At 63.0% G+C, this 12,695-nt stretch carries 10 protein-coding genes and 1 pseudogene; 3 read left to right on the forward strand and 8 right to left on the reverse strand.

Going from position 1 to position 12,695, the window contains the following annotated elements; translation table 11 throughout:
• The first annotated feature begins 29 nt into the window (after positions 1-29).
• A complete protein-coding gene (locus YH3_RS30170) occupies positions 30-455 on the forward strand; it encodes a PPOX class F420-dependent oxidoreductase (protein ID WP_007729859.1) in 426 nt (141 codons plus the stop codon).
• Here the strand turns inward: YH3_RS30170 and YH3_RS30175 are convergent, their stop codons facing one another.
• Positions 456-1,592 (reverse strand): Xaa-Pro peptidase family protein, encoded by a 1,137-nt coding sequence (locus YH3_RS30175; protein ID WP_047270523.1) that lies wholly within the window; start codon positions 1,590-1,592, stop codon positions 456-458.
• Between the two features lie 37 nt (positions 1,593-1,629).
• Between YH3_RS30175 and YH3_RS30180 the strand changes: the two genes are divergently transcribed.
• Complete coding sequence (locus YH3_RS30180) at positions 1,630-2,595, forward strand: 5'-3' exonuclease (RefSeq protein WP_058038861.1); 966 nt, start codon at positions 1,630-1,632, stop codon at positions 2,593-2,595.
• 4 nt (positions 2,596-2,599) lie between these two features.
• On the opposite strand, the pseudogene YH3_RS30185 reads toward YH3_RS30180, so the two are convergent.
• The 7 genes and pseudogenes from YH3_RS30185 to pafA form a co-directional block, all read right to left on the reverse strand.
• A pseudogene (locus YH3_RS30185) lies at positions 2,600-3,342 on the reverse strand (DUF4333 domain-containing protein).
• Positions 3,343-3,394: 52 nt separating this feature from the next.
• Entirely contained in the window at positions 3,395-6,106 is a 2,712-nt protein-coding gene (locus tag YH3_RS30190) for an RNA helicase (protein ID WP_064444615.1), read from the reverse strand.
• A 48-nt stretch (positions 6,107-6,154) separates the two neighbouring features.
• On the reverse strand, positions 6,155-7,183 hold the full coding sequence (tatC, locus tag YH3_RS30195) for a twin-arginine translocase subunit TatC (protein WP_003945030.1): 1,029 nt from the start codon (positions 7,181-7,183) through the stop codon (positions 6,155-6,157).
• A gap of 73 nt (positions 7,184-7,256) precedes the next feature.
• Positions 7,257-7,532, reverse strand: coding sequence for a Sec-independent protein translocase subunit TatA (gene tatA / locus YH3_RS30200; protein ID WP_003944836.1), 276 nt, complete (start codon positions 7,530-7,532; stop codon positions 7,257-7,259).
• Positions 7,533-7,666: 134 nt separating this feature from the next.
• Positions 7,667-8,644, reverse strand: a complete 978-nt coding sequence (locus YH3_RS30205; RefSeq protein ID WP_030536343.1) for a YafY family protein — start codon at positions 8,642-8,644, stop codon at positions 7,667-7,669.
• Positions 8,644-9,654 (reverse strand): YafY family protein, encoded by a 1,011-nt coding sequence (locus YH3_RS30210; protein WP_042919732.1) that lies wholly within the window; start codon positions 9,652-9,654, stop codon positions 8,644-8,646. Before YH3_RS30210 ends, YH3_RS30205 begins: the two co-directional genes overlap by 1 nt.
• Positions 9,655-9,764: 110 nt before the next feature.
• Positions 9,765-11,123, reverse strand: a complete 1,359-nt coding sequence (gene pafA, locus YH3_RS30215; RefSeq protein ID WP_007729869.1) for a Pup--protein ligase — start codon at positions 11,121-11,123, stop codon at positions 9,765-9,767.
• A gap of 144 nt (positions 11,124-11,267) precedes the next feature.
• Between pafA and YH3_RS30220 the strand changes: the two genes are divergently transcribed.
• Positions 11,268-12,686 (forward strand): bifunctional phosphatase PAP2/diacylglycerol kinase family protein, encoded by a 1,419-nt coding sequence (locus YH3_RS30220; protein WP_172827081.1) that lies wholly within the window; start codon positions 11,268-11,270, stop codon positions 12,684-12,686.
• Positions 12,687-12,695 lie beyond the last annotated feature (9 nt).

The raw sequence follows: 12,695 nt of genomic DNA on the forward strand, positions 1-12,695 counted from the left end.
GCTCCAGTGTCCTGGATTACCGTCGTGGCATGACGCTCACCCCCTCCACCACGCCATCGTCACAGCAGACTCTCACTGAAGACGGGCTGAAGTTCGTCGGTGAATACCACCTCGCGACACTCACGACGTTGCGTCCGAACGGCACCCCACACGTCGTTGCCGTCGGGTTCACCTGGGACCAGGAAGCCGGAAAAGCGCGCGTGATCACCAGCGGTGGCTCACAGAAGGCGATCAACGCAGCGCGTGGCGGATACGCCGCCGTCAGTTCGGTCGACGGTGGCCGCTGGCTCACGCTCGAGGGGCCGGCACGCGTGCTCACCGACGCGGACTCCGTGGCCGACGCCGTTCGGCGCTATGCCGAGCGGTACCGCCAGCCACGGGTCAATCCCGCGCGCGTGGTCATCGAAATCGACGTCACACGCATACTCGGGTCCGCTGCGTTCAAGAAAAGCTGATCAGGCGAGGACAGTCAGGCCGTGCGGACGGTTGTTGAACGACTCGCAACCGTCGGCGGTCACGACGACGATGTCCTCGATACGGGCACCCCAACTGCCGCGGAAGTAGATTCCCGGTTCGATGCTGAAGGCCATACCTTCGACGAGTTCGATGGTGTTGCCCTCGACGATGTACGGCTCCTCGTGCACGGACAGCCCGATACCGTGACCGGTGCGGTGAACGAATACCTCTGCAAGCCCTTGTGCGGCAAGCACTTCGCGGGCTGCAACGTCCACGGATTCTGCGGAGACTCCTGGCCGCACCGAATCGACCGCAGCCTGCTGCGCCGCCTCGAGTACCGCGAACTGTGCGGCAACCTCCGCGGAAGGCTGCCCCATGCTGTACGTGCGAGTGGAGTCCGAGTTGTATCCGGGCTCGACCGGTCCGCCGATGTCGATGACCACGATATCGCCGCTCTCGATCACCCGGTCCGAAACCTCGTGATGAGGATCGGCGCCGTGCGGGCCCGAACCGACAATCACGAACGCGGCCTCGGTATGCCCCTCTTCGAGAATCGCCACCGAAATCGCTTCGCCTACTTCAGCTTCCGTACGTCCGACGACCAAGAACTCGGCCATGCGGGCGTGAACACGGTCGATGGCCGCACCGGCTCGCCGCAATGCCTCGATCTCGGCGCCGTCCTTGACCATCCGCAATTCGCGCAAGACGCCGGTGGCGAGAATCGGCAACGCGCCCAAGGTGTCTGCGAGCGGGATCAGATGCAGCGCAGGCATCGCATCCGTCACCGCAACCTTCGCGCCGGTCGGGAGTTGCGCCGCCACAATCGCATACGGGTCGACACCGTCGACCCAGTCGAGGACGGTCAACCCGAGATCGCCCACTGCCGATTCCTTCAGCGACGCCAACTCCAACCGAGGAAGTACGACGGACGCCTTCGCCGTGTCTGCGGCGATGACCAACGCGGTCAAGCGCTCGAACGAGTCAGCCCGAGAACCTGTCAGGTACCGAAGATCCGGACCTGGAGTCACCACCAGACCGTCGAGACCTGCTGATCGAGCCAACTCCGCGGCGCGAGCGATACGTGCGCCGTACACGGCGCTGGAGAATCGGGAATCCTGTTCGGCTGGAGACGTCATGGCTTACAGGTTAGTGCCGACTGGCAGGATGGTGACCATGAGTGGGCCATTGCTTCTCCTCGACGGTGCCAGCCTGTGGTTTCGTGCGTTCTACGCGCTGCCCGAGTCATTCGTCGACCCCGACGGAAGACCTGTCAACGCCGTGCGCGGTTTCACCGACATGGTTGCTTCCCTGATCACCAAACACCAGCCGAGTCGTCTCGCCGTGTGCCTGGACTTGGACTGGCGACCGCAGTTCCGCGTCGATGCAGTCCCGACGTACAAAGCGCATCGCGTCGAGGAAGGCTCTGACGGTGCGTCCGAAGAAGTTCCGGACACGTTGACGCCTCAGGTCGACATGATCATGGACGTGCTCGCTGCAGCGGGTATCGCGACGGCGGGTGCAGTCGGACTCGAAGCCGACGACGTACTGGGAACGCTTGCCGCCACCGAGCGCGAAGATCTCACCGTCGTCGTCAGTGGTGACCGAGACCTACTGCAGGTCGTAACCGACGAGTACGTGCCCGTCCGTGTCCTGTACGTGGGCCGTGGCCTGTCCAAGGCGGAACTCTTCGGACCGGTCGAGGTTGCGGAGAAATACGGAGTACCCGGTGACCGTGCGGGCGAGGCTTACGCCGAACTCGCGGTACTGCGCGGAGACGCCTCCGACGGTCTACCCGGCATCAAGGGTGTCGGTGAGAAGACTGCGTCGACACTGATGCTCCGTTACGGCTCGTTGGCCGGACTTCGGGCGGCCGCAGCTGATCCTGAATCGGATATGGCCAAGGGGATTCGCGCAAAACTGACCTCACCTGAGGCAATGGCTTACCTTGATGCTGCGTTGCCGGTCGTACGAGTGGTTCGCGACGCGGACGTTCAGTTCTCGAAGGACGACCGACTCCCGGCGACCCCCGTCGATCCCGCACGCCTCGAGGAAGTGGCGGCCTCGCTGAACATCGAGCGCTCGGCCGGCCGGCTTGCCGCCGCGCTCGAGGCTGCGGCGGCAAGCCGTTCCGACCAATAGGGCGTCAGCTCGGGCGGCTGACCTCGTACGTGCCGTTGTCGTCGACAAACGTCACGGTCACGTTCGACTTCACACCCGCGATCGAAAGCGTGCAGGTGAACTTGTTGCCTGACTTGACTTCCTGGTCCGCGGGGCACTGAACGTTGCTCACGTTCTTCGCCCCGTAGGACTCGGTGACGATCTTCTCGACGCCGGCCTGAGCCGCGCTCTGATCGAGTGTGTTCTTGCCGAAGACTTCTTCGACTTACCCGACTGGTTTCCGGGCGCACCGGGACTCGGGAACGGCTGAGCCTGGTTCCACTGGTTCTGCTGTCCCGGAGTCTGCCCGGGGGCCGTGGCGCCCCACGCCTGCTGCGGTGCGGCAGCCGGAGGCTGACCCCACGCCTGGGTTGCGTCAGGTGACTGCTGTTGCCCGGGCTGACCCCACGGCTGTGCGGGAGGTTGTTGCTGGGGTTGTCCCCACGGCTGTTGCTGGCCGGGTTGTCCTTGTCCAGGTTGCTGCGGCTGACCGTACGCAGGCTGACCACCCGGCTGGCCGTAGGCAGGCTGTCCCCACGGCTGTTGCTGGCCGGGCTGCGGTGTTTGACCAGGCTGACCCCACGGCTGTTGCTGGCCGGGCTGCTGACCAGGCTGCTGTTGTCCGCCCGGCTGCTGAGGATTCTGCCCCCACTGCTGCTCGTTCGGCTGCTGCTGATCACCAGGACCCCATTGCCGATTCGGATCGTTCGGTCCGTAAGGCCCGCTCATGTTCGCCTCCCACTCGAAATACCAGTCTGCGAATCAAACCACATAGTTGCGGTCATGCTGCGTCGACAGCAACTACCCCGCGACGAATTGCAGCTACCGCCCGCGCCGCAGTCTTCGCGACGTCGGCATCCGTCGAAGTCAGGCGGACCTGATCGAGGAGATCGATCACCTGACGACACCAACGTACAAAGTCACCCGCAGACAGCGCACGACCCTGCACTCCGGCCGCGATCAGTGCGTCGACAAGCGAGTTTTCGCTCGCCCAGTGATAAACGGCAGTGACGAATCCGAGATCCGGTTCCCGCGTCGGCGGCAGCTTGTGGCGAATCTCGTCCGACCGCAGTTCGCTCCACAATCGTTGAGTGTCGTTGAGGGCGTGACGAAGCGCCGCTGTCGGCACCCGATCCACGGTGTCCCCGTCCCGACGTGATTCGTAGACCACCGAGGACACGACGGCCGCCAACTCAGCCGGGCTGAGACCTGTCCACGCCCCGGTCCGCAGGCATTCGGCGACCAGAAGGTCGCTTTCCGAGTAGATGCGGCTGAGTCGTCGTCCGGATTCGGTGACTTCGGGCGCTGCTTCGGCAGTCATGTACTCACGCTCTTTGAGTAGCGCAATGATGCGGTCGAACGTCCGCGCCAACGAGTTGGTGGTGGCCGCAGCCTTTTCCCTCATCGACTGCGTTTCCCTGGCCAGCCGGTTGTAGCGCTCACCGATCCGGCTCAGATGTTCACGATCGGGCCAGCTATGGCACGGATGCGAGCGAATAGCACGTCGCAAAGTAGCGACCTCGGCATCTTCGGATGCGCCCGCCTTGCGGCGCTTCTTTCGCCGGGGGGCACTGATCCCGGTACTACGCAACGCCGAGGCCAGATCGCGCCGGATCCGGGCGGTGTGGTGATCGACATGCTTGGGCAGTCGCATCTTTCCCAGAACGTCGGCTGCTTCCGGGAAATCACCCGAGGAGAGTCGGCCGGCCCACTGGTCGGCAGTCAGAACCAGCGGACGCGGGTCCTTCGGATCGTTGTCCGGGACGAGGACCACCGCCACCCCGGAATGACGACCGATGGGAATTGCGATCACGTCACCGCGGGCGAGTGCACGAAGGGACTCCACCGCATCTCCGCGTCGGTCTTCGCGGCCCTTACGTTCGAGCGCGCGCTCGCGCGCACTGAGCCGCTCACGCAACGACGCGTATTCGAAGTATTCGCCGTCCGCACCGCCGAGTTTCTCCTGCAAACCCTTCAGTGCTTCTTCGTTCCGCTCGATGCCACGCACCAGGCCGACCACCGAGCGATCCGCTTGGAACTGCGCGAAGGAACGTTCGAGCAGCTTCCGTGAATCCGCCGCGCCCATGCGCTCGACGAGATTGATCGACATGTTGTACGAGGGGCGGAACGAACTGCGGAGCGGGAACGTCCGTGTCGACGCCAAGCCGGCGACATCCGTCGGCTCGACCCCGGGCTGCCACAGGACCACAGCGTGGCCTTCGACGTCGATGCCGCGTCGGCCGGCCCGACCCGTCAGCTGCGTGTACTCCCCCGGCGTCAGTTCGGCGTGCGATTCACCGTTGTACTTGACCAGACGTTCGAGCACCACCGTGCGTGCCGGCATGTTGATGCCGAGGGCCAGCGTCTCGGTCGCGAAGACCGCCCGCACGAGCCCCTTGACGAACAGTTCCTCGACTGTCTGGCGGAATGCCGGCAGCATGCCGGCATGGTGAGATGCCAGTCCGCGTCGTAGTGCCTTGCACCAGTCCCGATATCCGAGAACTTCGAGATCCTCTTCGGGTAGTTCCCCGGTGTGTTTCTCGATGATGGTGTCGATCTCGCGGACCTGCTCCGGCGAAGTGAGATCCAGTCTGGACCGCAGGCACTGTGCAAGAGCCGCATCACAACCGGCGCGGCTGAAGATGAAAGTGATGGCCGGGAGCAGTCCGGACTGATCGAGCTGAGCGATGACGTCAGGTCGTGGCAAGGGCCGGAAATCGTTGGAACTCTGGTAGCTGCCGCGTCGTCCGCGGCCACGCGGCTGCCAGCTCTCGACGCGTTCGAGAGCCTGACGCTGCTTGACGTGGCGAACCAGATCCTGATCGACGAGCACGGTCTTCGGCCCGGCAGCAGGATGACTACGACTGTCGAAGAGATCGAAGATTCGCCTACCGACCATGATGTGCTGCCACAGCGGGATCGGCCGAGTCTCGTCCACGACCACAGTGGTGTCGCCGCGGACGGTTTCCATCCAGGCACCGAATTCTTCGGCATTGCTCACGGTCGCCGACAAACTCACCAGGCGTACGTCCTCGGACAAGTGCAGAATCACTTCCTCCCACACCGCCCCACGGAACCGGTCGGCCAGGTAATGCACTTCGTCCATGACGACGTGCGAAAGCCCGCGCAGTGCCTCGGAGTTGGCGTAGAGCATGTTCCGCAGGACTTCGGTGGTCATGACGACCACCGGTGCGTCGGAGTTGATACTCGAATCACCCGTCAGCAGACCGACTTCGCCGGGGCCGTACCGCTCGACGAGTTCGGCGTACTTTTGATTGCTCAACGCTTTGATCGGCGTCGTGTAGAAACACTTGCGGCCCGCCGCCAGAGCCAGGTGGACAGCGAACTCGCCGACCACGGTCTTGCCTGCACCGGTCGGCGCGCAGACAAGGACGCCGTGGCCCGCTTCGAGCGCAACGCATGCCTTCACCTGGAATGGATCGAGTTCGAACTTCAGGCTGGACGCGAACGTGCTCAGTTCACTCTTGTTCATAACCACCTCGTCAGGGTTTCACACGCCGCCGACGTGGTGGCACGGCGCTCAGAGAGTGTCAGTGAAATCCTGGCCGGGCGCGTTGTCGCCGGCGGTGTCGGATTTCTCCGCGACCGGAGCCTTGGACTTGGACTTACGTCCGAACAATCCACTCGATTCGGCCTTGGGTTTGGTCGGATTGTCGAAAGCCTCGTTCAGATCGGACGGAGCCGAGATGGAGGAAGCTTCCTCGTCGGACAGTGCGCCCCAGTCTTCACCGGCTCGCTTGGCCTTACGTTTGTCGTTGAGGCGAGCGATCTGGACCGCGACCTCGAAGAGAAGCGTCAGAGCCAGCGCGAGCGCCAACATCGAGAACGGATCCGACCCTGGCGTGGCAACTGCAGCGAATACGAAGAGCCCGAAGATCAATCCTCGACGCCAGGCCTTCAAACGCTCGTACGTCAGAATGCCGGCAAAGTTCAACACGACGACGAGCAGTGGAATTTCGAAGCTGACGCCGAAGATGAGCAGCAGATTGATGATGAAGCCGAAGTACTCCGAACCACTGAGCGCGGTGATCTGGACGTTGTCACCGATGGTCAGGAGGAAGTGCAAAGCCTTCGCCACGACGAGGTACGCCAGGATTGCGCCGAGAATGAAGAGAGCGGCACCTGCGGTGACGAATCCGACCGCGTAGCGACGCTCTTTGGCGTAGAGGCCCGGGGTGATGAATGCCCACAATTGGTAAAGCCACACAGGGCAGGCAAGAACGATGCCGGCGGTGAGCGCCACTTTGAATCGCAGCATGAACTGCTCGAACGGCCCGGTCGCCAGCAATCGGCACGCGTCGTCGGTGCTGAGGTTGGCGCGACTCTCGGACGGAAGCTCACAGTACGGTCCGCGAAGCAGATCGCCCAGACTTTCGAGACCGAGTATCGAGTGTGAATACCAGAAGAAGCCGAACGCCGTGGTGATGATCACGCCGAGGAATGCGAACAACAAACGAGTCCGCAATTCGTACAGGTGGTCGACCAACGACATGGTGCCGTCTGGGTTGACCTTCCGCTTGCGGTTACGCGGGTCTAACGGAATACGCACTGTGCATCCTGGTCTTGGTCAGCAGACAACCGGGGTGAACGAATATTTCACCCCGGCTAGAACGCAGTGTGTACTAGAGCGGCTTGACTTCGGTCGGCTGCGCAACAGGTGCTGCTGCACCGTTTGCGACCACCGCGGTGTTGGCCGTCGGCAACTGTGCCGGAGCAGGCTGTGCGACCGGCGCGCTTGCGGGCGCCGCATCGTCGTTCTGCATTTCCTTGACTTCGCTCTTGAAGATGCGGAGGGAACGACCCAGACCGCGTGCTGCATCGGGAAGCTTCTTCGACCCGAACAGAATTACGACGACAACAGCGACAATCAGCCAATGCATCGGCTGCATTGCACCCATAACGACCTCCCATGATCAGATTCCTCGATGCTACCGGACACAACCGGCGCTCGGAGGTGCCAAAGCACTTACTTCAGCTACCTTTTACCTGTTTGTTTCCTGCGAACTCACTGAACGTGAAGTTTCCCGAAGTTTTACGAACCGATTACGTCATAGGCGTCGAGCGCCGCAACGGCTCGATCATGGACTTCGGAGACCAGTTCCGGCGGATGAAGGACCCGAACGCCCTCACCGAATCCCAACACCAGCCTTGCCATCCATTCAAGTGTTCCGAAACTCATCGTCGCCTCGACCGACCCGTCGTCGTTCACGTGCTCGACGTCCAACGGGTAGTAGTCGAGCATCCACACCCACTCTTTGGTGATGAACAACCGCGCTTCCGGAAGGGAACCGTCGCCGCTGAACAATTCGAGATTCGAATCCTCCTCGAGGGCCTGCGGCGGCGGGTCGGCGGGCTCGTCGAGTTGGACGGCGGCGTCGATCCGATCGAATCTGAACAACCGCACGCCCTCGGCTTGACGGCACCACGCCTGGAGGTAGCTGTAGTTGTCGACCAACACGATACGAACGGGGTCGACGATGCGCTCGGAGACCGCGTCACGCGAGGCCGAGTAATACGTCAATCGCAGGGCGGTCTTGTCTGCGAGCGCGGCTCTGACCGTCGCGGCTATCGGGTCTTCGGCGATATCCGGCGCAGGCGATGTGTCCCGGTCCTGACCGATGGCTCGTGCCGCGGCCGAGCCTGCTGCGTCCTCGATCTTCGCGATGGCACGCTGCGCCGAGGACGGATCGACCATGCCCGGCATTTCCACCAAGGACCGCAGGGCGATCAGCAACGCCGTCGCCTCCGTCGAGGTGAGGCGCAACGGGCGATCGATCCCGGCCGAGAACGTGACCTCGATACTTTCCTCGGAGAAGGACAGGTCGATGAGATCACCGGGACCGTAACCGGGCAGTCCGCACACCCACAGTTGATTGAGGTCGGTCATCAGTTGAGTGGTGCTGACACCGAGCTCCTCGGCGGCCTCGGCGGGACTGATGCCAGGATTCGCGATGAAGTACGGCACGAGGTTGAGCAGCCGTGCCAACCGCGACGACAGTCGATTGCTCATCAGTGGTCCCCCTGTCCATGGCCGGTGATCGGGCTCGCCGCGGCGGCGCGCAGCTTCGCGACGACCTCAGCACGCAAATCCGGTGGGTCCAGCACCAATGCGTCCAACCCGTGACCGGCGATCAACCGAGCGGTCCATTCCCAGGATCGAACGGGGATGGCCAGCACGCTGCCGTCGCGATCGGTCAACCGCCGTTCGGACGACGACGTCGCAAGCCGCCGAAGCTCATGGGCGCGGCCGTCTGCGACCCATACCGTAGCCGTCCCGGTCACGACGCCCGAACCGGTCACGCGATCGACGACCTCGCGAAGGTCGACACCTTCAGGTTTGTGAACCGAACCGGCCGGGCCGAACTCCCTGACGTCGTCACCGATCCGTGAGAGCCGGAAGGTCCTCACCGCATCACGGTCGACGTCGTGCCCGACCAGGTACCACTTGCCGTTGTGCGTGACGACGCCCCACGGCTCGACGGTGCGCTCGGTGAACGGTTCGTTCAATGCGCCGCGGTGCTGAAAATGAACTGCTCGGCCGGCGTCGACCGCTGCAAGAAGCTTGCCGAGCGCGGGCTCCGAACCGCGGGTGCGCGCGGGAATCGCGGTGACCGGGGCGGCACTGACTTCTGAGTCGACCTGGACGCCGGCCGCTCGGAGTTTGAGTAATGCACTCTGGGCTGCCGAAATCAGTTCCGGCGACTCCCACAACTGCACCGCGACGGCGACTGCAGCAGATTCCTCGCTGGTGAGGTCCACGTCCGGAAGCTCGTAGGCATTGCGATTGATCCGATACCCCTCGACGGTCGAGAACCGTCCTGCCAGACCGGTTTCCAACGGGACACCCAGGTCACGAAGTTCGTTCTTGTCGCGCTCGAACATGCGACTGAACGCTTCGTAGTTCGCGGAATCGTTGTACCCGGCCACACTGTCACGGATTTTCTCCGCCGTGAGGAACTGTCTGGTGGACAGCAATGCGATCACCAGGTTCATCAACCGCTCGATTTTTGATGTCGCCACGCCGAAATCCTAGTGGCTATCCGATAACCGAACGCGCGCCGGACACTTTCGTGCCCGGCGCGTCGCCGCAAAACAGACCTGCCGTCTTGTACATCTCGAAATTGAGTGACCTACATCGAAGCGATCAAACGCTCGACACGCTCGTCGACGGAGCGGAACGGGTCCTTGCACAGCACCGTTCTCTGCGCCTGATCGTTGAGCTTGAGGTGAACCCAGTCGACTGTGAAGTCCCGGCCTGCTGCCTGGGCTGCGGTGATGAAGTCGCCCCGCAATTTGGCGCGCGTGGTCTGCGGCGGATTCTCGACGGCGTCGTCGATCGTTTCGTCCTCGGTGACCCGCTTGACCAAGCCCTTGCGCTGGAGAACGTCGAAGACACCCCGGCCGCGTTTGATGTCGTGGTACGCCAAGTCGAGCTGCGCGATCTTGGGATCGGACAGATCGAAACCGTGACGGTCCTGGTAGCGCTGGAACAGCTTGCGCTTGATGACCCAGTCGATCTCCGTGTCGACCTTCGCAAAATCCTGAGCTTCGACGGCGTCGAGGGTGCGACCCCAGAGATCGACAACCTGCTCCACCTGCGGGTCCGGTTCGCGGTTACGAAGATGTTCGACCGCCTTGGCGTGGTACTCGCGCTGAATATCGAGAGCACTGGCCTGACGTCCACCAGCAAGGCGAACCGGCTTTTTACCGGTCACGTCGTGACTGACCTCGCGGATGGCACGAATCGGGTTGTCCAAAGCGAAATCGCGGAACGACACCCCGGCTTCGATCATCTCGAGCACCAGTGCGGCAGAACCGACCTTGAGCATCGTCGTCGTTTCGGCCATGTTCGAATCGCCGACGATCACGTGCAGGCGGCGGTACTTCTCGGCGTCGGCATGCGGTTCGTCGCGGGTGTTGATGATCGGACGCGAGCGAGTGGTAGCCGACGAGACGCCCTCCCAGATGTGTTCCGCGCGCTGCGAGAGGCAGAACGTCGCGGCCTTCGGAGTCTGCAGTACCTTTCCGGCGCCGCAGATCAACTGGCGCGTGACGAGGAACGGCAACAAGACATCCGAAATGCGGGAGAACTCACCGGCGCGCGCGACGAGAAAGTTCTCGTGGCAGCCGTACGAGTTTCCGGCCGAGTCGGTGTTGTTCTTGAAGAGATAGATGTCGCCACCAATACCCTCCTCGGCGAGTCTCGCCTCGGCGTCGATCAGCAGTTCTTCGAGCACACGCTCACCGGCACGGTCGTGATTGACCAGCTGGATGAGGCTGTCGCACTCGGCCGTCGCGTACTCCGGGTGCGAACCCACATCCAGGTACAAGCGAGCTCCGTTACGGAGGAAGACGTTGGAGCTGCGACCCCACGACACGACACGACGGAAGAGGTAACGAGCAACCTCGTCGGGGCTCAGTCTCCTGTGCCCGTGAAAGGTGCAGGTAACGCCGAATTCCGTCTCGATACCCATGATTCGTCTCTGCACACTTCGACAGTACAACCAGAATGCGAGGTTCACCCGTGTACTTCGATCGCGTCGTAAGTCACGACTCGACAACGTCGGGCGGCAGCATAGTGTGACGGTGTGAGCCTTATTCGCCGAAAAGTTGTCCGAAGCGACGTCAAAGTCATGGAAAGCACTGGAGCACTGCGCCCTTCCGTGCTCGACCCGACCATGCGGTTTCTCTCCAGAGCCGCCGATCACGGCGTTTTGTGGATGGTTGTCGCCGCCTTGCTCGCGATGATCGGCGGGCGGCCCCGTAGGGCAGCAGCACGCGGGCTGCTCGCACTGGCCGGTTCCAGCGCGCTGGCCAACGGCATACTCAAGCCCCTCTTTCCCCGCCGACGCCCACCGGCACGCGTCTGGCTGAGCCCGAAGCGAGGCGTCGACATTCCGACGTCGTCCTCGTTCCCCTCCGGACATTCGTCTTCGGCCGCGGCATTCACCGCGGCAGTGGCCATGGAGTCCCCGGTTGCTGGAGCTGCTCTCGCACCACTGGCCGCAGCAGTGGCGTACTCACGCGTTCACAACGGAGTCCACTGGCCGTCCGACGTCTTCGCAGGCCTCGCGGTCGGCGGTGCTATCGCTGCCGGCACGCGTCGTTGGTGGGCGGTACGCGACGAAGAGCCCGCCGAACTCGGACCCGAGTGCGTGGTTCCCGCGCTCCCGCGCGGAGAAGGCTTGTTGGTCTTCACCAATCCTGGTTCAGGCTCCGAGGACGACGGGATCGTGGAATCGATTCGAGAACTACTACCTGCGGCGATCGTCTACGAGTTCGACGCGGACATCGACTTCGACATGCAGATCGATGCCAAGATCCCCGAGCTCTCGCCGAAAGCGTTGGGTGTATGCGGCGGCGACGGAACAGTGGTCACGGTCGCGACCGCGGCGACAAAGCACGAGCTACCACTTGCGGTTTTTCCCGGCGGAACATTGAACCATTTCGCCCGCGACGTCGGGGCGGTGAATGTCGAGGAGACCGCACAGGCAGTCGAGTCCGGTCAGGCGGCATTCGTCGACCACGCGGTGGTGCGCACGGATTCCGGAGTGACTGCACGGTTTCTCAACACAGCCAGCCTCGGTGGATACCCGGATGCTGTGCGCCTGAGGGAAAAATGGGAACCGCGTTTCGGTAAGTGGCCGGCCGCAGGAGCCGCGATGATCCGGGTTCTCGCAGCGGCGGAGCCGATGACGGTGACCATCGACGGGAAGCGGACCACAATCTGGATGCTGTTCGTCGGAAACGGGCGATACTCCCCCGCCGATCAGGTGCCGATGTCGCGTCCGGAGATGAACCGTGGACTACTCGACGTCCGCTATCTGCGCGCGGACAAGAAATTCTCGCGCTCACGTCTGCTGTTTGCGGCTGCCACAGGAACATTGGGCAGCTCGCGGGTCTACGTTCGCGAACTCGTCTCGTCGATGTCGGTCCGAGTCGCCGATTCACCGGTAGCCATCGCCACCGACGGTGAAGTGGTGGCAGACGCGCGCCGGTTCGATTTCGACACCGAACCGGGCGCGGTGGCCGTCTACCGAGTCACTCAGTAACTCCAGACC

The organism is Rhodococcus sp. YH3-3, from assembly GCF_001653035.1.
Taxonomy (GTDB): Bacteria; Actinomycetota; Actinomycetes; order Mycobacteriales; family Mycobacteriaceae; genus Rhodococcus_F; species Rhodococcus_F qingshengii.